The organism is Vreelandella salicampi (assembly GCF_013415105.1).
GTDB lineage: Bacteria > Pseudomonadota > Gammaproteobacteria > Pseudomonadales > Halomonadaceae > Vreelandella > Vreelandella salicampi.
Genome location: NZ_JACCDF010000002.1, coordinates 323,962 through 350,775, shown reverse-complemented (window position 1 = coordinate 350,775; position 26,814 = coordinate 323,962). Strand labels below are relative to the sequence as shown.

24 protein-coding genes and 1 pseudogene are annotated in these 26,814 nt (G+C 57.6%); 16 read left to right on the top strand and 9 right to left on the bottom strand.

The features are described 5' to 3' along the window. Positions 1 to 12: 12 nt before the first annotated feature. From HZS81_RS04450 to HZS81_RS04420, 7 genes are all read right to left on the bottom strand, one after another. Positions 13 to 486: an NfeD family protein gene (locus tag HZS81_RS04450; RefSeq protein ID WP_179929337.1), complete on the bottom strand. Its 474-nt coding sequence runs from the start codon at positions 484 to 486 to the stop codon at positions 13 to 15. A gap of 56 nt (positions 487 to 542) precedes the next feature. Next, positions 543 to 1,076 (bottom strand): hypothetical protein, encoded by a 534-nt coding sequence (locus tag HZS81_RS04445; RefSeq protein ID WP_179929336.1) that lies wholly within the window; start codon positions 1,074 to 1,076, stop codon positions 543 to 545. A gap of 524 nt (positions 1,077 to 1,600) precedes the next feature. After that, positions 1,601 to 2,041 carry a thioredoxin TrxC gene (trxC, locus tag HZS81_RS04440; protein ID WP_179929335.1) on the bottom strand — a complete coding sequence of 147 codons (441 nt, stop codon included), beginning with the start codon at positions 2,039 to 2,041 and terminating at the stop codon, positions 1,601 to 1,603. A gap of 53 nt (positions 2,042 to 2,094) precedes the next feature. After that, positions 2,095 to 2,580: a hypothetical protein gene (locus HZS81_RS04435; RefSeq protein ID WP_179929334.1), complete on the bottom strand. Its 486-nt coding sequence runs from the start codon at positions 2,578 to 2,580 to the stop codon at positions 2,095 to 2,097. Positions 2,581 to 2,693: 113 nt separating this feature from the next. Then, complete coding sequence (locus HZS81_RS04430; protein ID WP_179929333.1) at positions 2,694 to 3,638, bottom strand: 5-oxoprolinase subunit C family protein; 945 nt, start codon at positions 3,636 to 3,638, stop codon at positions 2,694 to 2,696. A 61-nt stretch (positions 3,639 to 3,699) separates the two neighbouring features. Then, positions 3,700 to 4,422: a 5-oxoprolinase subunit PxpB gene (pxpB, locus tag HZS81_RS04425; protein ID WP_179929332.1), complete on the bottom strand. Its 723-nt coding sequence runs from the start codon at positions 4,420 to 4,422 to the stop codon at positions 3,700 to 3,702. Next, a complete protein-coding gene (locus tag HZS81_RS04420; RefSeq protein WP_179929331.1) occupies positions 4,419 to 5,189 on the bottom strand; it encodes a 5-oxoprolinase subunit PxpA in 771 nt (256 codons plus the stop codon). The genes pxpB and HZS81_RS04420 overlap by 4 nt, the downstream gene beginning before the upstream one ends. 204 nt (positions 5,190 to 5,393) lie before the next feature. Between HZS81_RS04420 and HZS81_RS04415 the strand changes: the two genes are divergently transcribed. The 4 genes from HZS81_RS04415 (at position 5,394) to HZS81_RS04400 (ending at position 8,888) form a co-directional block, all read left to right on the top strand. Continuing rightward, positions 5,394 to 6,398: a TRAP transporter substrate-binding protein gene (locus HZS81_RS04415; protein ID WP_179929330.1), complete on the top strand. Its 1,005-nt coding sequence runs from the start codon at positions 5,394 to 5,396 to the stop codon at positions 6,396 to 6,398. A 61-nt stretch (positions 6,399 to 6,459) separates the two neighbouring features. Then, positions 6,460 to 7,011 (top strand): TRAP transporter small permease, encoded by a 552-nt coding sequence (locus HZS81_RS04410; RefSeq protein ID WP_179929329.1) that lies wholly within the window; start codon positions 6,460 to 6,462, stop codon positions 7,009 to 7,011. A gap of 16 nt (positions 7,012 to 7,027) precedes the next feature. After that, positions 7,028 to 8,323, top strand: a complete 1,296-nt coding sequence (locus HZS81_RS04405) for a TRAP transporter large permease (protein ID WP_179929328.1) — start codon at positions 7,028 to 7,030, stop codon at positions 8,321 to 8,323. 31 nt (positions 8,324 to 8,354) lie between these two features. Then, positions 8,355 to 8,888: a winged helix DNA-binding protein gene (locus tag HZS81_RS04400; protein WP_179929327.1), complete on the top strand. Its 534-nt coding sequence runs from the start codon at positions 8,355 to 8,357 to the stop codon at positions 8,886 to 8,888. Positions 8,889 to 9,111: 223 nt separating this feature from the next. Here HZS81_RS04400 and HZS81_RS04395 read toward each other — a convergent pair whose 3' ends face one another. Beyond that, positions 9,112 to 10,965 carry a sensor domain-containing diguanylate cyclase gene (locus HZS81_RS04395; protein ID WP_179929326.1) on the bottom strand — a complete coding sequence of 618 codons (1,854 nt, stop codon included), beginning with the start codon at positions 10,963 to 10,965 and terminating at the stop codon, positions 9,112 to 9,114. A gap of 153 nt (positions 10,966 to 11,118) precedes the next feature. Here HZS81_RS04395 and HZS81_RS04390 point away from each other — a divergent pair, with 153 nt between their 5' ends. From HZS81_RS04390 to HZS81_RS04355, 8 genes and pseudogenes are all read left to right on the top strand, one after another. Continuing rightward, a complete protein-coding gene (locus HZS81_RS04390) occupies positions 11,119 to 11,871 on the top strand; it encodes an SDR family NAD(P)-dependent oxidoreductase (RefSeq protein WP_179929325.1) in 753 nt (250 codons plus the stop codon). Positions 11,872 to 12,102: 231 nt separating this feature from the next. After that, a complete protein-coding gene (locus HZS81_RS04385) occupies positions 12,103 to 13,278 on the top strand; it encodes an efflux RND transporter periplasmic adaptor subunit (protein WP_179929324.1) in 1,176 nt (391 codons plus the stop codon). Further along, positions 13,275 to 16,370, top strand: coding sequence for an efflux RND transporter permease subunit (locus tag HZS81_RS04380; protein ID WP_179929323.1), 3,096 nt, complete (start codon positions 13,275 to 13,277; stop codon positions 16,368 to 16,370). The genes HZS81_RS04385 and HZS81_RS04380 overlap by 4 nt, the downstream gene beginning before the upstream one ends. Then, on the top strand, positions 16,367 to 17,755 hold the full coding sequence (locus HZS81_RS04375; protein ID WP_179929322.1) for an ATP-binding protein: 1,389 nt from the start codon (positions 16,367 to 16,369) through the stop codon (positions 17,753 to 17,755). Before HZS81_RS04380 ends, HZS81_RS04375 begins: the two co-directional genes overlap by 4 nt. 30 nt (positions 17,756 to 17,785) lie before the next feature. Next, the gene (locus HZS81_RS04370; RefSeq protein ID WP_179929321.1) at positions 17,786 to 18,481 is read left to right on the top strand and encodes a response regulator; all 696 of its coding nucleotides are present in this window, start codon (positions 17,786 to 17,788) and stop codon (positions 18,479 to 18,481) included. A gap of 15 nt (positions 18,482 to 18,496) precedes the next feature. Further along, positions 18,497 to 18,616: pseudogene (locus tag HZS81_RS18260) on the top strand (antitoxin MazE-like protein); the annotation flags it as partial. Then, positions 18,613 to 18,936, top strand: coding sequence for a type II toxin-antitoxin system PemK/MazF family toxin (locus tag HZS81_RS04360; protein WP_179929320.1), 324 nt, complete (start codon positions 18,613 to 18,615; stop codon positions 18,934 to 18,936). The pseudogene HZS81_RS18260 and the gene HZS81_RS04360, both read left to right, overlap by 4 nt. A gap of 152 nt (positions 18,937 to 19,088) precedes the next feature. Continuing rightward, positions 19,089 to 19,589 (top strand): hypothetical protein, encoded by a 501-nt coding sequence (locus HZS81_RS04355; RefSeq protein ID WP_241697362.1) that lies wholly within the window; start codon positions 19,089 to 19,091, stop codon positions 19,587 to 19,589. A gap of 45 nt (positions 19,590 to 19,634) precedes the next feature. Here the strand turns inward: HZS81_RS04355 and HZS81_RS04350 are convergent, their stop codons facing one another. After that, a complete protein-coding gene (locus HZS81_RS04350) occupies positions 19,635 to 20,555 on the bottom strand; it encodes an alpha/beta hydrolase fold domain-containing protein (RefSeq protein WP_179929465.1) in 921 nt (306 codons plus the stop codon). Between the two features lie 178 nt (positions 20,556 to 20,733). Here HZS81_RS04350 and HZS81_RS04345 point away from each other — a divergent pair, with 178 nt between their 5' ends. The 4 genes from HZS81_RS04345 (at position 20,734) to dauA (ending at position 26,810) form a co-directional block, all read left to right on the top strand. Further along, on the top strand, positions 20,734 to 21,117 hold the full coding sequence (locus HZS81_RS04345; protein ID WP_179929319.1) for a hypothetical protein: 384 nt from the start codon (positions 20,734 to 20,736) through the stop codon (positions 21,115 to 21,117). 201 nt (positions 21,118 to 21,318) lie between these two features. Beyond that, a complete protein-coding gene (betT, locus tag HZS81_RS04340; RefSeq protein ID WP_179929318.1) occupies positions 21,319 to 23,355 on the top strand; it encodes a choline BCCT transporter BetT in 2,037 nt (678 codons plus the stop codon). A gap of 407 nt (positions 23,356 to 23,762) precedes the next feature. Continuing rightward, positions 23,763 to 24,941, top strand: a complete 1,179-nt coding sequence (locus HZS81_RS04335; protein ID WP_179929317.1) for an AAA family ATPase — start codon at positions 23,763 to 23,765, stop codon at positions 24,939 to 24,941. Between the two features lie 129 nt (positions 24,942 to 25,070). Further along, entirely contained in the window at positions 25,071 to 26,810 is a 1,740-nt protein-coding gene (gene dauA, locus HZS81_RS04330) for a C4-dicarboxylic acid transporter DauA (protein WP_179929316.1), read from the top strand. Positions 26,811 to 26,814: the final 4 nt, after the last annotated feature.

Sequence of the window (26,814 nt, the reverse complement as noted above, 5' to 3'; positions counted from 1 at the left end):
CCTTTGTGTTGGTTAATCTCTTGGCGATTTGCCATTAGATGGGTGACGGTGAACCTTGGCGGTCGTGCCGTCGAAGTGATCGAAGATAACGCGATCACCAGTTTGTAAGGCGTCATCAGAAGACAGCGCATTCACCAGCTCGGCGCGAAAGAAATCACCGTGAATCTTGATGCCAAGGGCATGGTCAAAATCCCGCTCGACAATCTCAAAGAGCTTGCCGTTTTCCGCGCCAGCACCCACCGACCCATAATGAATCCCAGCGGGTGAAAAGTAGGGGCGTATTACCTTAATGGCGACGGGCACGAAGATAGCGCCGCTGACGCCTAGCGCAATTAGCTGTCCAACGATGCCAATATTGAAGTAGGCCACGGCAGCGGTTAAAAACGCGGCCATCGCCAGCGCGATCAGCAACACGGTGCCCGTCATGAGTTCGGCAAGCACCAAGCACAAGCCAATCAATATCCACCAAAAATGCGCTTCTAACATTGGGTTGCTCCAATTGGGTGCGGGGCGATCACCGGCGGCAACCACCCCGACGCGAGTTACAGCTGAGAACTTTCCCGCTGCGCTTTTTCTTGCTGCTCTCGCTCCTTGGCTAACTGATACTGGCGAGAGAAATCCTCGCTTAGATAGCTCAAGGTCATGGTGAAGCTCATGTGAGGCGACTTAGCCTCGATGGTGACGCCCTCTTCACGGAAGGTGGCGATCTTATTGCCCACAAACGGCGCCTGCTCATCAATCAACGGATACTGATTACCAAGCATTTTGCGCATGTCCTCGTAGCGGTTCTTATGAAGCGAGAGAACGACACTGGTGAGGGTGTTCTCCTGGTCGAAAATGAAGAGCGCTTCTTGCAGTCCATCCAGGCCCAGCCCCGCGCCAGCGCTGCTTAGCATGGGGCCGTTCGACCACTTGTTAGTGCCCTTGCTTTGCAAAGACGTTTTACCCGATAGCTCGGTACGCGCTTCTTCCATGGTGGTTTCCCCCACGGATAGGCCGAACGGCCCTGGCCCAGCCTGAGCCATCATCGGCACCATGGCGAGCGCCACACACAGCCAACGTCGTGTTTTACCCATTGTCTTTTCTCCTTTTGGGTGGGTACAGCTGGGCGGACCCCATGCCCGCCCGTTTAAGCCAGCGCCGCGAGCGCCAGCAAAATCCGTTATGCCTTTATTAGGTCGGGGGGCGCCGTTACGTCGTTCAACCGCTTGGCACCAGCCACCACAAGGCTTTCCTTGCTGGCCATCCGCGTGGCGGGTAAACCGCGCACGGTATTTAACAGCATAGGCGAAGTCGCGCTGCGTATGGAGGCTGACCGATGCCTCACTGCCCTTCTGAGCCGCACAGCCGGTACAGACAGGCACACCCCTGCGCCAGCGCGTCGTGAAGTTCGCTATCCTAGAGAGGGTTGCGCTCGAAGGGGGTATAGCTTAAACAATAGAAACGGTATTGGTGAGCGCGTTCGGCTTTCATATCTTACGGTATGGCGCCGATTATGTAAGAACACCAGAAACACAAGGCGCCTAGCCGGACGCCGCGCTACCCATCCCCACCCAATGCGTGGATTAGGTAGGGTATTTCGCGCTTTTCGATAAAAAAGCTACTCGATAAGATGGGGGGTTAACCACTGACGCAACTGGGTCTGCTGCATTACTCCCGCTTGGCGCGCCACTTCGCGGCCATTTTTGAAAACGATGAGCGTGGGTATGCTGCGAACATTGAAGCGTCCGGCGAGGGCTTGTTCCGCTTCGGTATCGAGTTTGGCAAAGCGCATGCGCGGTTCCAGTTCGCGAGTCACCTCAGCAAAAATGGGCCCCATCATTTTGCACGGGCCACACCAGTTCGCCCATAGATCCACAACAATCGGCATTTCGCTGCGCTCGACCAGCGCGGGGAAGTTGGCCGATGTCAAGGTAATCGGCTCACCGGTGAAAAGCAGGGTTTTACACTTACCACACGTCGGATTATCCCTCAGCCGCGTGGGGTTAACACGGTTGATTGCTAGGCAGTTTGGGCAGCCAAGCGTTAGCGCATCAGACATAGACTTCTCCGAAGGATATTTTGTTTAGAGAGCACACGGCAAACAAAACAGCGCTAGCGAGAAGGTAGGAGCGCCGTGAGCTCGTCTATGCGTGTCACAAAACGTGTTTGTGTCACGGTACCGTGCGAAGAAAGCGTTAACACGGTGACGCTACCTGCTTCTCGGGGAATGTGGGCAAGCGTACTTTCATCTCTTGCGAGTAATACGCGGAAGGGATAATCACGCAGTGACGGAATGGCGAAAAAGCGTGCAATAAGGCTAGGCATACCACTGATATCAGCCGCATAGGCTAAGCCTGCGGCAGTGAACTCGCCTTTATCCAAATCGCCAAATGCCCGCTCCATTAGCTCATTACCATCCATATCATCGCTAAACAGTAAATGGCGCAGACCAGGGTAAGGCACCTGATAAGCATTGCCATGAGCATCAGGTAGCGTCACTTCAGACAGTGTGTCTTCCACCGCTATCGGAGTCTGTGCCCAGCTCACCGCCGAAAACAATAGACCAATCAGTAAGGCACAACATGAAACATAACGCATGGTAGTCGCTCCTAGCTGAGTAAAACTGCACTTAAATCAACGCAACTAATAAAAGAATAACCATATACTCTAAATAAATAAAGAGAAATTAATCGCGCTGCAAGCTCGCCCAACTAGGTGCCGAAACTGCACCTAAAATGCCGGTACGCCATCAGCGCGTTTTCCGTTGAAGTAGCGCTGAGGCGCACTTCCTGGCCGGGTAAGCATTGCGCCAAGCGTGCGGCGGAAAGCGGTGTTAGCGCGCCTAGGCGTGGGTAGCCGCCGATGGTTTGGCGGTCGTTGAGCAGCGCAATCGGCTGGCCATCCGGCGGCACTTGAACGGCTCCCAGGCCAATGCCTTCGGAGATCATCGACGTCACGCGGCACGCAAGGGGCGGGCCTGTGAGACGCACGCCCATACGGTCGGCGCGGTCGTCCACCCGCCATGTCTGGTTGAACGCAGCATAAAGGCTCGCGCCGGTGAAATCCCTCACCTGCGCGCCGGGCAGCAGCGCGAGCGTTGCCGGTTCGCGGTAGTCGATGCGTTCCCTTTCAGGCGCCTGGGTTTGCTCTACCGCTTGACCGACCTTTTCGCTCACCGTTAAACGGTCGCCATCGGCGAGTTTGCTGCCGTGGCCGTCAAAGCCACCGAGCCCCTCGCGTGCCACACAGCTGACGCTACCGAGTACCGGCTCGGCGTAAAAGCCCCCGGCGGGCGCCAAATAAGCGCGCAGGCCATTCACCGGCGACCCGAAGCGCAGCGTTTGCCCTTCACGCACGACGACCGGCTGCCAAAGCGGCAGTGGCGTGTCATCGAGTGTCACCCCCAGATCGGCCCCGGCGACCGCTATGGTGACATCACACTCAGCCACAAGCGTTAGCCCACCGAAGGTAACTTCAAGCGCGGCCGCGCCCCAGGGGTTTCCCGCGAGGCGGTTGGCCCACGCCCAGCCGTGTAAATCCGCCGGGCCGCCTTGCGTCACGCCCAGGCGGCGCACGCCGAAACGCCCGGCATCCTGCAAAAGCGCCAGTGGCCCAGCGCGCTCGACACGAAACCCTACGCGGCTTGTCTCTTTCATAGACCTACCTCTTTCATGGACCTACCTCACTCCTTGACTGGTTGACTGGCCTCCCGGGTCGTTAGGTGTCGTCGACGGGTGTGGTATCGCCGCCCTTGCTGGCGAAGGTGTCTCGATCCACCGACACAAAACACACGCGATCACCGACGTTTAACAGACTAAAGCCCTCACGCTCGCGGTCGAAGAGCGTTGCCGCCGTGCGGCCCAATAGATTCCAGCCGCCCGGTGTGGCCGCAGGGTACGCCGCCGTCTGGCGCCCAGTAATCGCTACGCTGTTCACCGGCACGCGCTTACGCGGGGTGTCGAGCCGCGGCACCTCAAGCTTTTCATCCAACAGCCCCATAAACGCAAACCCCGGCGCAAAGCCCAGCGCAAACACGCGATACGTCGCGCTGGCGTGGCAATCAATCACTTGCTCAACGCTTAAGCCCGCGTGCTCAGCAACGCGCTCTAGGTCGGGGCCGACACTGGTGTCGTACCAAGTCGGTAGCTCGTGCACCTCGCCCGCCAGCGCCGCTTCATCGGGCTGCAGTTGGCGAAGCCGTTCCACTAAACGTTCCCGCGCGGCTAGCGGGGTTAGCTGCATGGGGTCGAACACCACGAGCAGCGTGGTGTAAGACGGCACCAGGTCGATAAGCGCGGCCCCGAAAGCCATCTCGCACTCGCGCGCCAGCGCGCTGATCCAGGCCAGATTATCTTCCTCGATGCGGTCGAACAGCCGCACTAACCAGCCATCCAGGCCGGCTGCCTCAATACGGGGAAGGTGTTGACCGTTAGCACTCACTTACCTGACTCCTGCCGAGCATGCCCGATGAGCGCCTGGCGAATGGCCTTCACAGCAGCGATAGATTCCGGGTTATCGCCGTGCACACACAGCGTGTCCGCCTCGAGTATCAACTCGCTACCATCGCGGGCGGTTAGCGGCTGCCCCCGGGCGATGCGTACCGCCTGATCGACGATCACATTCGGGTCGTGATGCACCGCCCCCATTTCACGCCGCGACACCAAGCGCCCTTCTTCGTCGTAAGCACGATCAGCAAATGCCTCGAACCACAGTGTGACGCCGTGCTCGGCGGCAAGCGCGCGAACGGATTGTGTATGGCGGGTCGCCATGGTCATCAAAGGGAGCGACGCATCGAAGGCCAGAATCGCCCGTATGACGGCGGTCATGATTTCTGGGTCGCGGGCCATGTCGTTATAAAGCGCGCCGTGGGGCTTGACGTAGCCTACCGTTAACCCCTCCGCGCGGCACACCCCGGCAAGCGCCCCCAACTGATAGAGCACGAGGTTCTCGATTTCATCCGCCGAGCATGCCAGCGAGCGGCGACCAAACCCGACCATATCCGGATAAGCCGGGTGCGCGCCTACGGTAACACCGTGCTTGCGCGCCAACCGCACCGTCATGCGAATCACATCGGGGTCGGAAGCGTGAAACCCACAGGCCACGTTAGCCAGATCGATATGCGGCATCACCTCGTGATCCATCCCCATCACCCAGGGGCCGAAGCTCTCCCCCATGTCGGCATTGAGTCGTAACGAACGTGACGACATATAGGTCTCCTTAGCGTTATCCATGACGACAATTTATCAACGTTTTATAGTCAATTCACCATCCATTCGTCTATATATCGTTGACTAAACGATTAAGCAGCGCCTAACCTCACTCTCATTGACCGTCTACACTCACATAGCGTAGCCGGTGACATTGATTATGTTGCCAGGCAAACAATCATTTATTTGCATGAGGACCGACTTATGACATTTCACCAACCCCGCCTTCCCCATTTCGCTACGGCAGCAAGCCTTGTTTTGGGCCTCACTGTCATGAGCACCGGTGCCCAAGCGGCCACTGAATGGGATATGCCAACGCCTTACGGCGACCGCACGTTCCATACCGTCAATATCCGCGAGTTTACCGATGATATCCGCGAGGCAACCGATGGTGAGCTGGATATCACCGTCCACTCTAACGGCTCGCTTATCGGTCACGCTGAAATCAAGAACTCGGTACGCCGGGGGATCGTCCCGATGGGCGAGCTCATTATGTCGCGCTTGGCCAACGAAAACGCGATTTACGAAGTGGATTCCGTGCCTTATTTGGCCACAGGTTATGAAGATGCTCGGTCGCTGTGGGAAGCCTCGCGCGACATCATCACCGAAGAGTTAGAGGGCCAGGGGCTACGCCTGCTTTTCTCAGTCCCTTGGCCGCCGCAAGGTATTTACACCAACAAAGCGCTAGAGTCCGGTGACGACCTACAAAACTTGAGCATGCGTGCTTACAACACCTCAAGCGAACGTATTGCCCAATTGACCGGTGCCGTTCCGACTCAGGTGGAAGTTCCCGACATCCCTACCGCCTTTAGCACCGGCCGCGTTGATGCCATGATCACTTCGCCTGCAACCGGCGCCGATACCAAAGCGTGGGATTACCTTAGCCACTTCAACCATGCTCAGCTTTGGTTGCCGAAAAACATGGTGATTGTGAGTGAGAAAGCCTTCTCCCGCCTCGATGAAGCCACCCAAGAGGCCGTACTCGAAGCCGCCGAAAAAGCCGAACAGCGTGGCTGGGAAATGAGCCGCCAGGAAACCGATGACGCCATTGCGATACTCAAAGAAAACGGCATCGAGGTCAGCGAGCCAAGTGAAGCGCTGTCCGAAAAACTCCGGGAAGTAGGCGAAACGATGACAAACGAGTGGGTAGAACGCGCTGGCGAACAGGGCGAAGCCATCTTAGAAGCTTACGAAAAAACCCGTGAGTAACCTACCAAGCCACCCCGGCCGTTGAGGCTGGGGTGCTTCAAGACCACATGCGGATCTCATCATGACGTATCGACTTCGCCCACTTTATAACTTCGGCGGCTATATGGCCGCTATTTGCCTAAGCTTCATTTGCGTGCTGATCACGACCCAAATTCTCGGTCGCATCATTGATCGCGTTGCCACGACTATCGGTGGTGATCGTATTGGTTTGTCTATACCAGGGTTGTCGGAAATTTCCGGTTTTTTACTCGTTGGGGCGAGCTTTCTCGGGCTGGCTTATACCTTTATCCACGGCGGCCATATTCGCGTCACCCTGTTAATTGGCCGCTTTCCCGCTGCAGCGCGCGCCTGGGTCGAAGTATTCTGCCTTACCGTCGCCTTAATACTTTGCCTTTACCTGGCCTGGAATCTCTTTTGGCTGCTCGACGACAGCATTGCATTTGGCGAGACCTCTTACGGGCTTTTACGCATTCCGCTTTGGATTCCTCAATCTGCCATGCTGACAGGGGTCGCGCTTTTTTGCCTGGCGCTTCTGGAGAGTCTCTTTCAAACCCTGACAGCAGCAATCAAGCACCCGCATAGCTTTACCATCGACGACAGCGGCCACGAGTAAGCCTCGGAGATTAACTATGTTAGTAATGATGACCGTGCTCTTCGGCGCACTTTTAGTGCTGCTCGGCAGTGGCGTTTGGGTCGCCTTTTCACTGCTGGGGCTGGGCTGGCTCGGGCTCTCGCAATTCGCTTCTGTCCCTGTCGGCGATGTGATGGCGTCTGACATTTGGGGCTCCAGTTACAGCTGGGAGCTCACCGCCCTCCCCATGTTCATCTGGATGGGAGAAATTCTTTTCCGCTCGCGCCTCGCCGATGACATGTTCACTGGGCTTTCTCCCTGGATGCAGCGTATTCCTGGTCGACTGTTACATACCAATGTCGTTGGCTGCGGGCTGTTTGCCGCTGTCTCCGGCTCTTCGGCTGCCACCTGCGCCACTATGGGTAAAATGACCATCCCTGAGCTAACCCGGCGCGGCTATGACGAGAGTTTGGTGATCGGCACCCTGGCCGGTTCTGCCACGCTAGGGCTTTTGATTCCACCTTCCATTATTTTGATTGTCTTCGGCGTGGCCACGGATCAATCGATTGCCCGACTCTTCATGGCGGGTATCTTCCCCGGCCTCATGCTGATTTCCCTGTTTGCGCTGTACTTAATGATTTGGTCCTGGCGCCACCCTGATCGTGTGCCGCCCGCTGAAAGTGGCATGCCGCTGAGAGAAAAGTTACGCCATACGCGCCGCTTGATCCCCATGTTGGCACTCATTATCGGCGTGATTGGTTCCATCTACACGGGCTTGGCATCACCCACCGAGGCTGCCGCGGTAGGTGTCGTGCTGTCGCTCGTACTGGCGCGAGTTCAAGGCAACATGGGCGTTAGCATGTTCCGCGATGCGTTGATGGGAGCCGTGCGCACGTCCACCATGATTGCCTTTATTCTCGCCGGTGCCTCTTTTCTCACTGCGGCCATGGGCTTTACCGGCTTGCCCAGCGACCTTGCTGCCTGGATTGGCACGATGAACCTATCGCCCTGGATGTTGCTGGCGGCCCTCACGGTGCTATTCATTTTGCTGGGCTGTTTCTTGGATGGTATTTCGGTTGTCGTGCTGACGACCTCGATCATGTTACCCATGGTGGAAGCGGCCAATATCGACTTGATCTGGTTTGGGATTTATCTCGTGATTGTGGTGGAAATGTCTCAGATCACACCGCCGGTCGGCTTCAACTTGTTTGTGCTGCAAGGCATGACGGGGCGCAACATCCTCTCCATCGCCTGGGCGGCCATGCCGTTCTTTTTCCTGATGATGCTGGGCGTGGTGCTAATCAGCATATTCCCCGGCATTGTCACCTGGTTACCCCAGGCAATGAGCAATTGATAAGGTCACCCCTTAAGGAGAGCGCAACAATATGGAACATGAACCAACAGCGCCCACACGCCCGGCTTACGGACCCATCGTATCGTCGGAGCATTTATCACGCAGCAGCCTAGAGCTTTCGGAACTTGAGTTCGGGCTGATCATCGCCGACCACGCCTTCGACCGCTGGATGGTGCGCTGCATGACCGCCACCGGCTATCCCGAACTCGGCGCGTTGGATGTTCTGGTGCTGCACAGCGTGAACCATCGCGAGCGTGCCAAGCGCCAAGCCGATATTTGTCTGGTGCTAAACGTGGAGGACACGCACACGGTCACTTACGCCCTCAAGAAATTATCGCGGTTGGGCTTGGTCAGCGGGGAAAAGCAAGGCAAAGAGACGTTCTTCCGTACCACCGACGCCGGGCGCAATGCGTGTAGTCAGTACGCGGAAATTCGCGAAACCTGCTTGGTGGATTCACTCGCCTCCATGGGCGTTGAACGTGACGAAATGCGACGGCTGGCGGGTTTACTGCGCGCTATGTCGGGGCTTTACGACCAAGCCGCCCGCGCTGCGGCGTCTTTATAAAGACACTTATATAAAGACATTTAGCGTTACCGCGACGCCTCATCGCGCCCGCCAAAGGCTAAACATAAACAACGCAAAACTGGTTAGCATGGACGCGGCCAGGGATAAGGCAAAAACAACTATCCCTGGCAGTTGCCCCACGCCCAGTTAACTCACGCTGCAAAAGGCAATTAGGCTCATCTTCCCTTTGCTCAACTTCGGCAGTAGCCAAGCAAGTGCCGGTCTACACCTGAGAAGCCACTGCCACGTTATTGCGCCCGTGGGATTTGACCGCGTACATCGCACTATCCGCTTGTTGTAAAAGCTCTTCCGCCGTTTTCCCGTTTTTCGGGTAGAGGGCAATCCCGACAGACACACCGATTTCGATGTGATGGCCTTTAATCTCAAAAGTGTCGTTCAGTACCTCGACAATTTTTTCCGCAATCGCCTTGGCATCGTCTTCGTTTTGAAGCGGCGCAGTAATGACGACAAACTCATCGCCGCCGAGACGGCCCACCACATCATTACTGCGAAGGCAGCGCTTGAGCCGTGTGGCCACGTGGCGCAACAGCTCATCGCCCAAATGGTGGCCGTAGGTGTCGTTGACCGGTTTAAATTTATCCAAATCGAGGAACATCAACGCAAAAGAGCCATCTTCTTCGCGAGCTTTTTGGATCGATTGCTGCAAATGGTTTTCCAGCGCCGTGCGATTGGGTAGTCCGGTGAGCTCATCAAAGTGGGCTAAACGGCGCATCTGTTTTTCGGCTTTTACCCGTTCAGTAATGTCGTTAAAGGTCATGATGAACTGCAAGACCTGACGTCGCCGATTTATCACAGGGGAAACGGTGAGCAAGTTGGGAAACGCATTACCATCGGCACCTTTGAGCCACACCTCCCCTTGCCATGCGTTTTCAGCGAGCAGGCGTTGATGAAGGCTTTCAGGGAGCGGATCGTGATCATCGGGGTAAGCGAAAAAGGCCTTTATGCTCTGCTGATCAAGCGCTCCCTCGTCAGCCCCCGTTATGTCGATAAATGCGGGGTTGGCACGGATAATATGAAACGTCGCGTCGGCGATCACGATGGCCTCGTGGGTGTGCTCAAACACCTGATACACCAACCGTAACTCTTCCGTGGAGCGGGCAATCTTTTCCGTCTGCTCTGACATGGCGTGCACAATAGGTTTCAGCGCGCGCCATACAACCACCCCTGCCAATGCCGATAAAAAGATGATCACCAGGATTGTAACGATAATTTCTTGTATCACGTCGCCAAACACTTGGGTAATTCTTGAGCGCACATGCACGTCCCAATCGTACCCTTCCAACGAGCGCAAAAAGGCCAAAACGCGATGCCCCTCTTCATCTACCGCGCGAAAAAAACCGTCTTGCGCTAAACGTTCGCGACTCACTTGCGAGACCAAACAGCTGTTGGGCGGCATGACGTCTAACACACCGGTCTCGGCATTCAACGCGACCCGTCGCGTTCTGTCGCTGTTTAACAAGCAAATGGACGAGCCTTCGACACTTTGGAACACCCGCTGCAATGGCGCCAACGAGAATAGCAGCAGGTCGTAACCCACGCGCTCCCCCTCCACGTAGATCGGGCTAAAGGTATGCAATAACGGGCGACTCTCCTCGCCAGTTGTCTGTGCGTACGGTTTGATATCGACGGTTTTTAACAGCGGAATCGAACCGGGAAGCTCGTTTGCCATTGGCCCCACGCGCACCACTTCATTGCCTGAGGCGTCAAAACGCACAAGGGCGGCAAGATTGTCTATGCTAAGAACAGCATCCTCTAAGCGCGGCTTTATATAAGGCTGGAGCACACTCAAGGGTTGTTCACCATTGACGTACGCAGCGAGTCGGCGAGCAATCTCGGTACGGCTAGCGGTCTGGGCGGCCAGTTTTTGATGCTGGTCAAAAATGGCCTGAATATTCGCCGTTTTGGTATCGACAACACGGCTGGCCATCTGCTCGGCTTGCGTGTGCAACTGATTAATCAGCGGTATCGCGACTAACACCGCTATCGTAATGCCGGTGGCGACAACGGCGATAATGGCGGTCGTGATAATACGACGTTTCTGTAGCAATAGATGCATGAGGCGGAAGTGGGCGTCAAACGCGATATAAGGATAGTTAAATTAGCTTCTATGGTAACGATGTTTGGACGGCATTTCAGCGGCCTGTGACAAGTTTTGGCCACACCACCGAGATACATTTACGCGACATTGCCGCATTAAGGAGAATTCAATATGCTACTAGAAGAAAAAAACGTCATTGTCACCGGCGGCGCCAGCGGCATTGGCCTGGCGAGTGTCAAGCGATGTCTGGAAGAGGGCGCGAGCGTGGTGATCGCCGATATAGAAGATAGCGACGGCGCGGCCCACGCTCAGAAGCTTGATAACCAATATAGCGGCCGCTGCCTGTTCAAGGTGTGCGACGTAACCAACACCGCCCAGGTCGACAAGCTCTTTGATGACACCGTGGCCGAGCTAAGCAGCGTCGATGCCGTGTTCAACAATGCTGGTATTGGTGGGCTTTGCCCTTCCGATGACGTCAGCGACGACGAATACCTGCGCATCATCGATATCAACCTAAATGGCGTTTTTCGCGTCGCCCGTGCCGCGCTTAGGGTGATGTACCGCCAGGGAAGCGGCAGTATCGTTAACTGTGCCTCTATCCTTGGCGTGTTCGGTCAGTCGCAAACCGCGGCTTATACCGCAGCTAAAGGCGGCGTGGTCAACATGACCCGCACGCTTGGCATCGAAGCTGCGCCAAAAGGCGTGCGGGTAAACGCGATTGGCCCTGGCTATATCGACACGCCGCTGCTCGAAGCGCTCGACGACGACATGCTTCAAGGGTTAATCCAGCTGCACCCCATCGGCCGCCTAGGCCGCCCGGAAGAGATCGCCAACGCCTTCCTGTTCCTCGCCAGCGACGAAGCCAGCTTTGTCACTGGGGCTCACCTGTTGGTTGATGGGGGCTTTACCGCGGGTAAATCCTAACCCTTTCTCTCAGTATTCGCGGCGGGCTCTATACGCCTGCCGCCTCCTTCCGTTTCAAGCAAGCACCGCTTATTGCACAGACTTTCCACATTGTGTGCCTAATCGCTTCACTTACACCTGCGATGCTACGCTCTCGCTCCTCGCCGGCCTTTGACGTTGCCGTCGTTTTTATAGTGAGAATAACGCTATTCTCTTGGATGTTTTCTACGCCACAGGGACGCTGCCACGCCAATGACTGACCCTCGCTTTCGCTTTTCTCACCAAACGGGCCGTTTTCACCTCGGCGCGCTGGCGGCGCTGTTGGTGCTTGCTGGCGGGCTCGTGCTGGCGTGGTGGCTACTGAATCAGCCGCCGCGTATTGAGCGTCGCCCGCCGCCAGCACCCACCCCGCCGCTGGTGGATGTGATTCACACCCAACGCATCGAGCAAGCGCCAACGCTAGAGGCCTTTGGCCGCGTCGAGCCAGAGCAGCAAGCCAATATCGCTAGCCGTGTGGCCGGCGAGCTAAGCCGTTTCGGCCAAAACGTGGTGCCTGGCGACGTGGTGGAAGAAGGCGCGACACTCGCCACCATCGACCAGGCCGATTTACGCCTGGCACTAGAAGACGCCGAGGCTGAGCTTGCCAATGCCCGAGCACAACTGGCGCTTGAGCAGGGCGAACAACAGCGCGCGCGCAGTGAATATCAGTCGTTTGGCCGCGACCTCCCGCCTGAACGCCAGGCACTGGTGCTGCGCGAGCCGCAACTACGCCAAGCCCAGGCTGGGGTGACCCAAGCCCGCGTCGCCCGCGATCAGGCCGCGCTGAATCTTGACCGCGCCGACCTCTCTGCCCCTTGGCGCGCCATGGTGCAAGAGCGCCTGGTCGGCGCCGGCAGCTTGTTAAGCCAGGGCACCGAAGTGATTAGCTTGGTCGGGGTTGAGCAATTTTGGCTGCGCGCTTCCCTGCCCGGTGAATGGTTAGGGTGGCTCGCGGTGGGGGATCGCGCCACTTTAACCAGCCGTGGCTGGCCGGCGGGTGAGCAACGCCAGGGCGAGCTGATATCGATCCTGCCTAACCTGGAAGAGAACGGCCTGCAGGCGCAGCTTTTAATCGCCGTGGACGACCCACTCGCCCTTGAAAGCGATGGCCCGGCGCTGCGTTTAGGCGATATCGTCCGCGCGACGCTTCACCCCAAACCGCGAGAGGCGCTGATCGCCCTGCCATCGTCGGCGCTTAAGCCGGGGGACGTGGTATGGACGGTCGATGACGACGACCAACTGCGCCAAACGACAGTTACCCTGGCTTACCGCGGCGAAGAACAGGCGCTGGTGCGCGCCGGCATTGACGCGGATGCACGCGTGGTGGTTACGGGCCTCGCCCAGCCCAGTGAAGGCCAACGCGTACGCGTGCGGGAGGCCGCACAATGATCCGCCGTGGCCCGCTAGCATGGATGGTCGACCACGGCGTCGCGCCCAACTTACTGATGATACTGCTGATAGCCGGTGGCCTGATAACGTCGCTGTCGATCAAAAAAGAGCTATTCCCCGATTTCGAGATGGAAATCGTCACCGTCAGTATCAGCTACCCCGGCGCCACCCCGGAGGATATCGAGCAGAGCCTGCTGCTCCCCGTGGAGGCCGCGCTTGCCGATGTAGAAGGCATTGATGAGTTTACCGCTACCGCCAATGAGGGCAGCGGCCAAGTGCGGGCCGAGCTCACCGATGGTGTCGACGTGATGCGCGTTTATCAGGATATTCAGCAGACGGTCAACGCCATCACCATTTTGCCCAGCGCCGCCGACCCGCCGCGTTTTACTCTTTCTGGCCGCTCGCGCAGCGTGCTGAGCCTGCAAGTGTACGGCCACGTGGGGCTACCAACCCTCCACGACGCCGCCGAAAACGTCCGCGCCGAATTACAGGCGACTCGTGGCATTGCACGCGCCGAGCTTTCCGGCAATCGCGCCCGCGAGATTCAAGTTCGCCTAGACGACGAAGCCATCGAACGCTTCGGGTTGGATCATCAAGCACTGGCTGAGCGCATCGGCGCCGAGGCATTGGATTTGGCTAGCGGCCAGCTAACCACCCAAGAAGGCGAGTGGCTGATTCGCTACCAGGGCCGCCGCGATAGCGTTGAGGCCTTTGCTGACGTGCCCATCATCACCAGCGCCCAGGGCGCACCTATACACCTTGGCGATATCGCTGAGGTAAGCGCGGGTTTTGCTGAAACTGACCGCGAAATTTTTTATAACGGCGAGCCTGCGTTGTCGGTGGATGTCTATCAAATCGGCAACCAAACGCCCACCGGAATCTCCGAGGCCGTTCAAGGCGAGCTTGACCGCCTGCGCGCGGGGCTGCCCGAGGGCGTGAGCATGGATATTTCCCGCGACACCTCTGAGGTATATCAAGGCCGCGTGGATCTGCTGCTGAAAAACGCCTGGATGGGCTTGGCGCTGGTGTTGGTGTTGATGGCGCTGTTTTTAGAAGCACGCCTGGCGTTTTGGGTGACGCTTGGGATTCCCACCGCGTTCTTGGGCGCCATGGTGTTTCTGCCCTGGCTTGGCGTGTCGATCAACATGATATCGATGTTTGCCTTTATTATTGCGCTCGGCATCGTGGTGGATGACGCCATCATGGTGGGGGAAAACATCTACAGCTACCGCGAGCAAGGCTATTCGTTGCGCGATGCGGCGGTGCGCGGCGCGCGGGAAATCGCCACCCCGCTAACGTTTGCGATTCTTTCCAATATCGTCGCGTTTTTGCCGCTGCTGTTCCTCCCCGGCTTTTTAGGGCTGATTTTTGCCACCGTGCCCGTAGTGGTGATCACGGTATTTTTGATCTCCTGGCTGGAGGCGCTGTTTATCCTCCCCACCCACTTAGCCCACGCCCGCAAGCCACGCCAAACGCCTGCCTGGCAGCGACCGCTCGAGGCCGTGCGCCAACGTATGCAGGCGGGGCTACACCACGCCACTTACCATCAGTTCGAGCCGTTTTTGCAGCGCGCACTCAACCAACGCCTACTCACCGTGGCGGTGGGTATCACCGTGCTGGTGGTCACGCTGGCCTGGGCGATGAGCGGCCGGCTGGGGTTTTCGCTTATGCCACGGGTGGAATCTGACCAGGTACAAGCCAGCGTCACCGTGCCCATCGGCAGCCATATCAGCCTAAGCCGCGATTTAAGCCAACAGCTCCTAGACGCCGCCGAGACGCTTGCCGCACGCGAAGCCGGGCTTGCCTTTAGCAGCACGCGCACTCAGCTCGACGGCGAAAGCCTAAACGTGCGTCTGGATATCGCCACTGACAGCTTGCACGACTGGCCGCCCTCGCGGATCGCCCGCCAGTGGCGCGAGTTAAGCGGTGATCTGGTTGGCGCCGAGTCGGTGCGCTTTGAGTCTGACGCTGGCGGCCCGGGCAGCGGGGCTGCGCTGAGTTTACGCCTTTCGCACCCGAGCACCCCGGTGCTGGAAAACGCCGCCGAACGCCTGGCTGCGGAACTTGGCGACTATGACTTAATCGATATCGACAGCGGCCTGGGTGATGGTAAGCCCCAGCTGGAAATGCGCCTCTCCACCGAGGGGCGTGCGCTGGGCCTCACCGGCCGCGATTTGGCGTCAGCCCTGCGCGGGCCGCTGCAAGGCGCCACTGCCGTCGAGCAGTTCGTCGGCCGCCACGAAATCAGCGTGGAAGTGCGCCTACCGATGGACGCGCGCGACAGCCTCAATGAGCTCTACCGTTTGCCGGTGCGCACCCCCGATGGGTTGAGCGTACCGCTCTCGCGGGTGGCGGATATCGAGCTAAGCCAGGCATCAAGTAGCCTGCAACGCATCGATGGGCGGCGGATTATCACCGTCACCGCCGATACTCAGGGCGACACCGCGATTAACCAAGTGCTCGCTACCTTAGAGGAAGACGTTTTCCCGCGTTTGAAAGCCGAATTTTCCGGGCTGGAGGTCAGCTTGGGTGGGCGCCAGCAAGACACCGCCGATAACCTTGCCGCATTGCGCACGGCCATGTGGTTATTGCTCGGTGCGCTCTACGCCCTGCTGGCGATTCCGTTTCGCAGCTACACCCAGCCGCTTTTGGTGCTCGCCGCGATTCCGTTCGGCATCGTTGGGGCCATTGGGGGCCACGTGATCCTGGGCTTTGGGCTCTCGATTATCAGCCTTTTGGGGATGCTGGCGCTCTCGGGCGTGGTGATCAACGACGCCCTGGTGCTGATCGACTACGCTAACCGCAAGCGCCGCGAGGGCATGGCCGCCCGCGAGGCAATCGTGGCCGCGGCGACCCGCCGCCTGCGGCCGATTATGATGACGACCTTAACGACCTTTCTGGGGCTTGCGCCGATGATGCTGGAAACCTCCCGCCAAGCGCGCTTTATGATCCCGATGGCGATCTCGCTCGGCTTTGGCATGCTGTTCGCGACGTTGATTCTGCTAGTGCTGGTGCCGTGCCTCTATCTCGGCCTTGAGAACCTGCGCGAGCGCTTTCAACCCGCCCGTCAGGCGCCCAAGGTCACACCATGAGCGAAACATTCACGTGGAAACCGTCGCGGCTCGGGCTTAAGCTTTTTGCGATCATTTTAAGCGTCAACGTGGCGATTTCAGCCGGCGTGTTCATGGCTGTTTCCTACAGCATCGACCGTGGCTTTCTGGATTACCTCAACCAAGCGCAGGAGCGCCGTGCCCTTGTGCTGGCGGATGGCTTGGTCAACCGTTGGCAGTACCATCAAAGCTGGGAGTGGTTAGAGCGCGAGCCCGAGCGCTGGCCCGCTGTGGTCCGCCACGCGTTGGGTCGATCCCATCGCGACCGCCCGTCACCGCTGGGGGAAGCGCGCGATTTTGCCCTGCGCGCCCGCGATGGTCGCTTTATCATCCCCCAGCAAGCGCAGCGCACCGGCGACTGGCACTGGTTGGCACTAAAAGCCGACGAGCACGTTATCGGCATGCTGGGGTTTCGCCCGCCACAGCAAATGATGGAGCGTATGGAAAGCCGCTTTTTGGAGCGCCAGCAGCGCAACCTGCTGATCATCGTCGTCTCGCTGGGCATTGCCTCGTTGCTGCTCGCCGGCGGGCTTTCGTGGTGGCTGGGGCGGCGCGCGCGGGCGTTGGCCGGCGCCACGCTGCGCTTAACCCGTGGCGATTACCACACCCGGTTGCCCGAACGCGGCCGTGATGAACTGTCGCGCCTGGCGCGGGATTTCAACGTCCTCGCCGCCACACTAGAAGCCAGCCGCGACGCCCGCGCCCGCTGGGTATCAGATACCGCTCACGAGCTACGCACGCCGCTTGCCGTGCTGCGCGGCGAGATCGAAGCCATGCAGGATGGCATTCGCCCGCTCAACCAGGAAAACTTAACCTCGCTGGCACAAGAAGTCGAACAGCTAGAACGGCTGGTCGCCGATTTACGCCTACTCTCGCAAAGTGACGCCGGGGCGCTGGATATTCACCTAGCCCCGCTGAACTTGAGCGACAGCCTACAAAACCGCCTCGCGGACGCCGAGCGCTGGCTTAATGACAGCGGGCTTCGCTTAAACATTGAGATTGATGATGGCGTGATGATTCACGGTGATGCCCAACGCCTGCGCCAGCTTTGGAGCAACCTGCTGGATAATAGCTGCGCCTATACCGATAGCCCCGGAAGCCTACACATCACGCTTAAACGCCAAGGGCAACAGGCGGTGCTGACGTGGGAAGATAGCGCCCCTGGCGTGCCGAAAAGCGAACTTTCCCGCCTGACGGAGCGTCTCTACCGGGTGGAAGGTTCGCGCAACCGCGCCAGCGGCGGCAGTGGCCTCGGGCTATCGATTGCCAGCGCCCTGATTCACGCCCATGGCGGCACGCTTGAAGCCAGCGACTCAGCACTTGGCGGACTACGCTGGACGCTGCGCTTCCCGCTTTTATCGACGTAAAAGACAAACACCGCAAGAGACAAATACCGTATGCCCAACGACGCCTCTTTATTAATTGTGGAAGACGAGCCCAAGATTGCCCGCTTGATGGCGGATTATCTGCAAACCAACGGCTTTGCGGTCACCACGCTGGAAGACGGCGAGGCAGTGATGCCGTGGCTGGAACAGCACGCGCCCGCGTTGATTCTGCTTGATTTGATGCTGCCCGGCGTCGATGGTCTAACGCTATGCCGCGAGATACGTCAGCACTACCCGCATATCGCCATCATCATGGTGACCGCCAAGGTCGAAGAAGTCGACCGACTGCTCGGGCTCGAACTCGGCGCCGACGACTACATTTGCAAGCCTTTCAGCCCGCGGGAAGTGGTCGCCCGCGTCAAGGCGGTGCTGCGCCGCAGCCAGGCGACGGATGCCGCCACACAGGGGCCGCCGCCGTCACCGGTCACATTGAACGACGACGGCTGGCAAGCGCTCGCTAACGGCCAGGATATCGGCCTGACTGCGGTGGAATTTCAACTGCTACGCGTCATGATGCATGCACCAGGGCGTATCTTTAGCCGCGAACAGCTGATGGATCACATGTACCGCGATAACCGCATCGTCTCCGAGCGCACCGTCGACAGCCACGTCAAAAAACTGCGCAAGAAAATCGCTGACGTACTGCCCGAGCAAGACATTATCCGCTCGGTCTACGGCGTTGGTTACAAGTACCAGCCGGAGGGCTAGTCGCGCTGCCCTGGCTTCGCCGAAGAGGTCAGCTGTCAGTGCAGGCGAGTGGCTGAAGCTGACGCCGCTGTCCATGAACTGGACAGCTTTATGGAAGCCGCCCTCAATGACGTCATCGATGAGTGGGATGCATGAGACGTGGTGATTTGGTAACCGTCTCGTTGCAGGGTGACTTTGGGAAGCCGCGACCAGCGCTTGTTATCCAATTAGATCAATTCAGCAACACGGCCAGTATTACGGTTCTGCCGTTATCCAGTGCAAGAGTTGATGCGCCGCTGATCCGTGTTGATGTAGAGCCCACACCCGAAAACGGGTTGAGGAGGCCATCTCAGGTCATGGTAGACAAGGCGATGACGCTGAAACGCGACAAAGTAAACGCGTCGTTTGGCCGCCTCGAAGATGAAGTGATGGTCTCGGTGAATCGGCTATTAGCCCTTTTCCTGGGATGTGCTTAACACCTGTTGGTGTTTCAGCGTGAACTAAAGTATCGGCTCAGGCTGTCGATAACTCTATTAGCCTGCTTATAACCTACCTCCCTAAGCAAGCCTATGTAGTCGCTGCAGCGTCTGCTTAAAAATAGCCCTTAACACTATCGCGAGAGATTGCCATGACCATCTCTTTATCTACCGGGAGTGTCTCTTTAGACGCATCTCCCTTACGTAGTGAGCCGTTAAATGCCGAGAAGGTAACAACCACACCGGTCACGTCTGACGCTGACTTGGCGGGTGCCAACACCAGCGTATATTTGGATCTTTCACCCCTGGCCAAAGGCATCGCCTCTTCTTCAGAAAAAGCTGGCAACACACTGGAAGCGAAGAACACCAAAATCGAGGAAAGTGGTCTTCCCCCCGAAGTACAAGAGCTACTAAAGCGCATAGCCGAGTATCGAGAAAAATTAAAGGAGAAGCAGCAGGAGTTGCAGGACGTTATGCAAGACCAATCATTGGGCGATGAACAACGCCAAGCGAAGCTCAACGCCCTGCAAGAGGCAATCAATAGCCTTAATAGCGCACTTCAGGAAGCCATGAGTCAATTAAACAAAATCGTCGATCAGATGGATCTTGATGATGGCGCTGTTATCGAAATGATGTCGTTGGCTATGTCATAACAACGTAAGGTCACTATCCAACGTGCCGAAGGCCATCATATTCCCTTAAGGTTTTATCTGCCGATTAAGAAAGGCAATGCCGGCCTCAATCGCTTGGCCGTTGAGCAAGAAGCTGGCGATGTGCCCGCGCCCGTGCAGCAGGTACAGCTCGCTTTCCACATCGTGAGCGACGAGCGCGGCATAAAAATCGGTGGCGTGATCTACCGGCACGAGCTGATCCCAGGTGCCGTGGTAGAGAAAATGCGGCGGCGCGGCCTCGGTGATCTGCCGGGCGGGGGATGCCAACACGTAAGCCTCGCGCTTTTCCGCCCGCGTGCCGCCGATAAAATCCACCACTAAGCGCCCATCGTCGAACTTCAACAAGTCACTGGGAAGCCCTCCTGCCAAAACCGCCGCTAAACGGCTCTGCTCACCGCCGTAGGGCTCAGCCAGCGGCCCTTCAGCCCCCGCCACGGCTAAGAGGCTTACCAGGTGCGCGCCGGAGGAGAACCCCACCCCCACAATGCGCTCGGTATCCACTTGCCAAGCGGCGGCGTTAGCGTGCAGCCAACGCATGGCTTGCTGAAGATCGTAAAGTTGCGCCGGAAAGTGGTCGTCAGGGGCAAAGCGGTGCTCGATATTGACGGTGACGTAGCCCTGCGCGGCGAGCTTTTCAGAAATGGCATGCATATCCTCCCGGCCGCGGTTGCGCCAGCCGCCGCCGTGCACCACCAGCGCCGCCGGGCGCAACTGCTCGCCTAAGGTTTCCGGCAGGTAGACATCAGCCCGTAATACCTCGGGCCAGTCGTCCGGGGTATAGCGCTGCGCCGCTTGGCGGCTAAAGGGCACCGGCTCGCGCAGCGCCTCTTGTGTCGACGCAGGCTCCCCTTCACTCACCCGATGGGTGACACCGCATCCACTAAGCAGCAGCATAAGCGCGCCGATACTGGAATAGCGTCGCACACGCTGCGAGAGCGTCAGGGCCATGTTAGTGCTTGCCCGCGTTTGTTTGCTTGGTTTCATCGTGGTCGGCTCCTTAACCGTGGAACGTCACCTGTAGGGTCAGGGGAGATTAAAGCGTAACGTCACGTTTGTTGCACACTCTCTGCAAACGGTTTGCACGCCGACCGGCAATACTGTCAGCGTCAACATAAAGGAGTTCACCATGAAGCTTACACGTTCGTTTTTCGCCCCAACCCTGCTTGCCCTAGCCCTCATGCCCTTCGCTGCCACGGCAAGCGCCGACCACCACGGCGGTAAAGCCGGTGAGCGCGGTATGCCGGAACAAATGCAAGAGCGTATGGAAGAGCGCCTCCAGGCGGTTTACGAGCAAGCGGGTATCAGTGAAGAGAAACAAACCCAGCTCAACGAGGCGCGGGAATCTCACTACAACGCCATGCGCGAGCTGCGCGAAGAGCACTACGGCCGCATGCAGGAAATTCTCACCGAAGAAGAGCGTGACGCGCTGAAAGCGGCGATGCGCGATATGCAAAAGGAATATCGCAATAAGCGTGGTGATCGCAGCATGGCACCTGAAACCGCCGAATAATACCACTGACTTCGCGCTTTTAAGCTTTCACCCAACGCCCGGATTTCCGGGCGTTTTTACGTTTATCCCCGTCATCATTTGTTTTCTATTCGGCGTTTGTCTTTGCCCTTCCCTTGAAGCCAGAGCGTAAACCGCGTATTTTATTTGAACGTTCATTCAAAATAGAAAAATACACCAATACGGCTAGAGGAGGCCGCCTTTATGGCGAACAACACGATAACGTCCCCTGCACGCGACCGATTAAACCCCGTGGTTTTCCACGGTAGTGTCGCAGGGATTTTGGTTTTTCTCGTACTTACGATGCTTTTTACCGAGCAAGCGGGTGCCTTTTTTGATGCTGGCCTTGCCTGGGTAAGTAAAACCTTCGGCTGGTACTACATGCTCGCCATTGTGGCGTACCTGGTATTTGTGGTCGCTATTGGCCTATCCCGCTTTGGCAGCATCCGCCTGGGGCCAGATCACTCGCGGCCGGAGTTTTCGTTGCTCTCTTGGTCGGCGATGCTGTTTGCTGCAGGCATCGGTATCGACCTGCTGTTCTTCAGCGTTGCCGAGCCGGTGGCCCACTATTTGGCACCGCCCGACCTAACGCCTGAAAGCCAAGCGGCGATGCGTAATGCCGTCGTTCAAACCTATCTGCACTGGGGACTTTCCGGCTGGGGGCTCTACGTGTTGATGGGTATGGCGCTGGCCTACTTTAGCTACCGCCACCGCCTGCCGCTGGCGATCCGTAGCGCGCTTTACCCGATACTGGGTAAGCGTATTCACGGCCCAATCGGCAACGCCGTGGACATTACCGCCGTGATCTCGACGGTATTCGGTATCGCGACGAGTCTCGGCATCGGCGTGATGCAGCTCAACTACGGCCTGAACTATATGTTCGACGTGCCGGAAAACCTCACCGTACAGGTGATTTTGATCGTACTGGTGGTGATATTAGCGACGATTTCTGTAGTGACCGGCGTTGAGAAAGGCATCCGTCGTCTGTCTGAGTTCAACATGCTGTTGGCACTGGCACTTTTGCTGTTTGTGCTCTTTTCAGGCGATACCTTGGTGCTGCTGGATAAAGTGGTCAATAACGCCGGTGATTACCTATCTGGCTTTGTAGCGGCTAGTTTCAATACCTACGCCTTTGACGGTGAAGACGCCCAGCAATGGAAGATGTGGTGGACAATCTTCTTCTGGGGCTGGTGGATTGCCTGGACACCCTTTGTGGGTCTGTTTCTGGCGCGTATCTCCCGTGGTCGCACCATCCGCCAGTTTGTTACCGGTGCCTTGTTTATTCCGCTGGCCTTTATGATGGTTTGGATGTCGATATTCGGTAACACCGGTATCGAGCTGGTGGCCAACCAAGGTGCAGCAGCCCTGGGCGAACAGGCATTAAACTCTCCGCAGACGACCATCTACACGCTGCTTGAGTACTTTCCCTATGTGGGCATTACCGCAGCCGTGGTCACGATTCTAGGCATTGTGTTCTTTATTACCTCGGCCGACTCTGGCGCGTTGGTACTGGCCAATTTTACGTCGATTATTCGTGACGTGAACCACGATGCACCGGTGAAGCTGCGCATTTTCTGGTCGGCGGTGATCGGCTTAATCACTATTGCACTGCTGATGGCCGGCGGGCTCGCTGCACTGCAAAGTGCCGTGGTGATCACCGCGCTACCGTTCTCCGTGGTGATTTTTGCCATCATGGTGGGCATGTATAAAGCGCTGAAACTTGAAGGCAGCAAAGCTGACGCGCGCCGTATGATTGCGGGCGGTGCCTCAGGTGGCGACTGGAAAGAGCGTTTGGACCGCGCGCTGGATACCTCGAACCGCGCCGGTGCCGCCGCGACCCTTGAGCACTCTATCCGCCCGGCGATGACCCAGTTTGCCCAAGAGCTTGAAAGCCGTGGCCAAACCGCCAACGTCACCGAAGAGCATGTAGAGGGTGAGTCACTGCCCAACCTGATGCTACAAGTTGATTTAGGCGATGCGACCAGCTTTGTCTATCAGGTCTGCCCCCACCGCATGCGCACGCCGAGCTTTATCCCGGCGGACGATGACTACTACGTGCGGCTGGATGTCTTCCTTGCCGAAGGCGGGCAAGACAAGGACCTTAACGGCTACACGCGTGGACAGGTCATTGGCGACTTGGTCGCCGAGTATGAACGCCACCTGCACTTCTTAACGCTGGCCGGCCATCAACATGCGATGCCGGGCACTATCGGCGAACCGCCGGAAAACGCCCAGCTGTAACGGCGTCTGCTTCAAAGCTAAAAGACAAATCCCGGCATGCGCCGGGATTTTTTGTGCGCGAACATCGGAGCTTCGACAGTCCCTAAGGAGAGGATGTCAAACTCGTTATGGTATCAACACGTCTAGCGTCACAGGATCGACAGGAAATCCGGAAATATATCGCTCGAGAACATCCTGCCGCCGCACTCGCTCTTGATTAATTATTCTCAGAAAAGGCACAGCATTTGGAAAATGGACGCAGCAAGACCGCCAAATCATCGCGCGCGGAAGCGCCTTCCCACGGGTGCCATTATCTGGCTAGCGGAGATGATTTCATAAGGAGTCACGAAGAACCAAATGTAGACTCCTTTTATCACCAATTATCTGATAAAGTATAAATCATACTCATAAAGATAATTGGTGGTAATATGCTACCTGTTTTTGTATACCATCGTGACGCGCTCGCTAAATCGCTGGTAGATGGAATGGCCGGTACAAGCATCATTGATTTTAGCAGCGGCATGTTCCTCACCGCTCCTCGTCGTACAGGAAAAAGTACCTTCCTGAAAGAAGACCTCATCCCCGCATGTCAGGCCAACGACTGGGAGACGGTCTACGTCGATTTATGGTCAAACCGCGATGCTGACCCTGCCTCCCTGATTGAAAGCGCAATAGTCGCTAAGCTCTACGATAATGAGAGCCTTGTCACCAAGCTGCTGAAGTCCAGCGGCGTATCCCGAGTGAGCATCCTGCGAACCGTCACCTGGGATTTTACCGCTGGCAAGCTACCCGCCGGCGCAACCCTGGGTGATGCGCTTCAATTGCTCTCAGCGGCAACAGACAAGCTAGTCGTGTTAATCATTGATGAAGCCCAACACGCACTGAATAGCGAGCAAGGTATGAGTTCAATGTTCGCGCTGAAAGCCGCTCGGGACGCACTCAATCAAGGTGGGCAGGGCCAGGGATTACGCCTGGTATTTACGGGCTCTAGCCGCGATAAACTCGCACAACTGGTTCTTAACACGAAGCAACCCTTTTTCGGCGCGGAGATTACCCCCTTTCCATTACTCGACAGAGATTTTGTGCGGGCCTATACCAAAGATTTAAACGTAAAGCTGGCGCAGAACAACCACTTTCAGGAAGACGACATGTATAAAGCGTTTTCTCTAGTGGGCCACCGGCCAGAGCTATTGGCCAGCATCGTCAAGCGGGTAGCGCTTGAGATGGGTGATGCCCCCAACCTGGGAGAACTGCTTGAGCGTAATGCTCATGATTTTCAAGAGGAAATCTGGACAGACTACCTTCTGGCGTATGATCCACTGCCCAATGTGCAGAAAGCCGTGTTGCAGGCGATAGCGCAACAATCACTCTCAAAAGCACCCTTTGCAGCCTACAAAGATGAGACGCAAAAAGCCATTAAATCGTTTCTTCGAAAGAGAGACCCACACGCCAAGACTCCCACGGCCACTAATATTCAGAAGGCACTGGAAAGCTTACGAGAGAAAGAACTGGTCTGGCGCTCCGGACGCGGCAACTATGCGTTTGAAGATAGTGGCATGGCGCAATGGCTCAATCGAGTAAGCGAGCATGACAGCGAAGACTTGTAGCGGCGGTTCGTCAAGCAATCACCGCTACCTGGTGAGCCCCTTTCCTATCTAATTGTTGTGAGAAGCCCCGGGTAGGCGTAGCGTATAGGCGTCGATTTTGCCTGCTTTTCCGCCTTCAAGGGAGTGACCATGTCGCGTCAACGCCGCTCGTCGTTGGATTTCACCTTTCCTCTTCCTGGCCGAGCGCTGATGGACGCCTGGCGCGAGGGCTACACCTGGGCCAAGTGTAAACGCGACATAATGGCAGGGCTTACCATTGGCGTTGTCGCGGTGCCGCTTTCTATGGCACTGGCCATCGCCACCGGCGTACCGCCGCAGCATGGGCTTTACACCGCCATCGTGGCGGGTGCCATTATCGCGCTAACCGGCGGCTCGCGCTTTAATATCTCCGGGCCAACTGCGGCGTTTGTGGTGATTCTGTTCCCCATTGTGGCCGAGCACGGTCTCGGTGGACTGTTAATTGCCACCCTTATGGCGGGCATCATTCTCGTCGCGCTAGGGCTTTCTCGGCTCGGCAGTTTGATTCAATACGTGCCCTACCCCGTGATTCTTGGCTTCACCGCCGGAATTGGCGTGGTCATTGCGCTGTTGCAGATTCCCGATTTTCTCGGCCTTTCAGGTGTCGCGCTAAGCGATAGCACACCGCACAACCTGCTGCTGATTTTTCAGGCATTACCCTCCCTCTCACCTGTCGCGCTATGTATTGGCGGCGTCACCCTCGCCACGCTGCTACTTTGGCCGCGCTTAAACACGCCCATTCCCGCTCCGCTGGCCGGACTGATGGTCGGTACGCTATTGGCCATGCTACTTGCCGCGCTCGGCGTTGAAGTCGATACCATCGCATCGCGCTTTCAATGGCAGATCGAGGGCCAAAGCGGCAGTGGTATTCCGCCTTTTGCACCCAGTTTCAGCGCACCGTGGCAGCTACCTGGCGCGGATGGCCAGCCGCTTGAGGTCAATTTTGCTCTCATCCAATCGCTGCTCGGCCCGGCATTGGCCATCGCGTTGCTCGCGGCCATTGAGTCGCTTTTGTGCGCGGTTGTCGCCGATGGCCTCACCCGCACGCGCCACGATCCCAACGCCGAGCTCATTGGCCAAGGGCTTGGCAACATTGTCGTGCCGTTTTTTGGCGGCATTACCGCCACCGCTGCGCTGGCGCGCACCGCGACCAACATCAAAAGCGGGGCGTTTTCGCCGCTTGCCGCCGTGGTGCATTCGCTGGTCGTGCTGCTGGCGGTGGTCGCGCTAGCGGGCGTGCTAGGGCAAGTCCCTATGGCCGCCCTTGCGGCACTACTTTTTATCGTGGCGTGGAACATGAGCGAAGCCCGCCATTTTGTCCATACGCTCAAAAGCGCCCCGGGTAGCGATGTGGCGGTGCTCGTCATCTGCTTTGCCTTGACAGTCATTTTCGACATGGTGCTCGCGGTGGCGGTGGGCATTGGGCTCGCCGCGGCGCTCTTTATCCGCCGCATGGCGAAGCTCACCTCCGCCGAGCGTTTGGACGCTTTTGATGAAGCGCATGCGCCCCTGCCTGACGGGGTAGCGCTTTATCAGGTTAGTGGACCACTATTTTTTGGCGCCGCAGAAAAAGCCATCGCGACACTGCGCGTGGTCGACCGCAACATTAACGTCGTCATGTTGGATATGCGCGCGGTACCCAGCCTCGATGCGACCGCCATCGTGGCGCTTGAATCGCTGCAGCGTGAGCTTGCCGAGCGGCACATCAGGCTGATTTTTGTCGGCCTGTCCACACACTTGCTGCTTAAGCTCAAGCGGGCAGGCATAAAGCGCCAAGCCGGGCAGCTGGCCGCCGTCAAAACGCTCGACCACGCTACAAGGCTGGCGAGGCGCTGGCTGGAAACCCGTTAGACAA

What these genes read in the sequence shown, in the direction of transcription:
- HZS81_RS04435 (WP_179929334.1), bottom strand. Translation starts at nt 2,580, where the DNA reads ATGCGTTATGTTTCATGTTGTGCCTTACTGATTGGTCTATTGTTTTCG.
- HZS81_RS04450 (WP_179929337.1), bottom strand. Translation starts at nt 486, where the DNA reads ATGTTAGAAGCGCATTTTTGGTGGATATTGATTGGCTTGTGCTTGGTG.
- HZS81_RS04445 (WP_179929336.1), bottom strand. Translation starts at nt 1,076, where the DNA reads ATGGGTAAAACACGACGTTGGCTGTGTGTGGCGCTCGCCATGGTGCCG.
- HZS81_RS04345 (WP_179929319.1), top strand. Translation starts at nt 20,734, where the DNA reads ATGAAGCTTACACGTTCGTTTTTCGCCCCAACCCTGCTTGCCCTAGCC.
- HZS81_RS04420 (WP_179929331.1), bottom strand. Translation starts at nt 5,189, where the DNA reads ATGTCGTCACGTTCGTTACGACTCAATGCCGACATGGGGGAGAGCTTC.
- HZS81_RS04405 (WP_179929328.1), top strand. Translation starts at nt 7,028, where the DNA reads ATGTTAGTAATGATGACCGTGCTCTTCGGCGCACTTTTAGTGCTGCTC.
- dauA (WP_179929316.1), top strand. Translation starts at nt 25,071, where the DNA reads ATGTCGCGTCAACGCCGCTCGTCGTTGGATTTCACCTTTCCTCTTCCT.
- HZS81_RS04350 (WP_179929465.1), bottom strand. Translation starts at nt 20,555, where the DNA reads ATGGCCCTGACGCTCTCGCAGCGTGTGCGACGCTATTCCAGTATCGGC.
- betT (WP_179929318.1), top strand. Translation starts at nt 21,319, where the DNA reads ATGGCGAACAACACGATAACGTCCCCTGCACGCGACCGATTAAACCCC.
- HZS81_RS04390 (WP_179929325.1), top strand. Translation starts at nt 11,119, where the DNA reads ATGCTACTAGAAGAAAAAAACGTCATTGTCACCGGCGGCGCCAGCGGC.
- HZS81_RS04400 (WP_179929327.1), top strand. Translation starts at nt 8,355, where the DNA reads ATGGAACATGAACCAACAGCGCCCACACGCCCGGCTTACGGACCCATC.
- HZS81_RS04375 (WP_179929322.1), top strand. Translation starts at nt 16,367, where the DNA reads ATGAGCGAAACATTCACGTGGAAACCGTCGCGGCTCGGGCTTAAGCTT.
- HZS81_RS04430 (WP_179929333.1), bottom strand. Translation starts at nt 3,638, where the DNA reads ATGAAAGAGACAAGCCGCGTAGGGTTTCGTGTCGAGCGCGCTGGGCCA.
- HZS81_RS04410 (WP_179929329.1), top strand. Translation starts at nt 6,460, where the DNA reads ATGACGTATCGACTTCGCCCACTTTATAACTTCGGCGGCTATATGGCC.
- HZS81_RS04380 (WP_179929323.1), top strand. Translation starts at nt 13,275, where the DNA reads ATGATCCGCCGTGGCCCGCTAGCATGGATGGTCGACCACGGCGTCGCG.
- HZS81_RS04415 (WP_179929330.1), top strand. Translation starts at nt 5,394, where the DNA reads ATGACATTTCACCAACCCCGCCTTCCCCATTTCGCTACGGCAGCAAGC.
- trxC (WP_179929335.1), bottom strand. Translation starts at nt 2,041, where the DNA reads ATGTCTGATGCGCTAACGCTTGGCTGCCCAAACTGCCTAGCAATCAAC.
- HZS81_RS04395 (WP_179929326.1), bottom strand. Translation starts at nt 10,965, where the DNA reads ATGCATCTATTGCTACAGAAACGTCGTATTATCACGACCGCCATTATC.
- HZS81_RS04385 (WP_179929324.1), top strand. Translation starts at nt 12,103, where the DNA reads ATGACTGACCCTCGCTTTCGCTTTTCTCACCAAACGGGCCGTTTTCAC.
- HZS81_RS04370 (WP_179929321.1), top strand. Translation starts at nt 17,786, where the DNA reads ATGCCCAACGACGCCTCTTTATTAATTGTGGAAGACGAGCCCAAGATT.
- HZS81_RS04360 (WP_179929320.1), top strand. Translation starts at nt 18,613, where the DNA reads ATGAGACGTGGTGATTTGGTAACCGTCTCGTTGCAGGGTGACTTTGGG.
- HZS81_RS04335 (WP_179929317.1), top strand. Translation starts at nt 23,763, where the DNA reads ATGCTACCTGTTTTTGTATACCATCGTGACGCGCTCGCTAAATCGCTG.
- HZS81_RS04355 (WP_241697362.1), top strand. Translation starts at nt 19,089, where the DNA reads ATGACCATCTCTTTATCTACCGGGAGTGTCTCTTTAGACGCATCTCCC.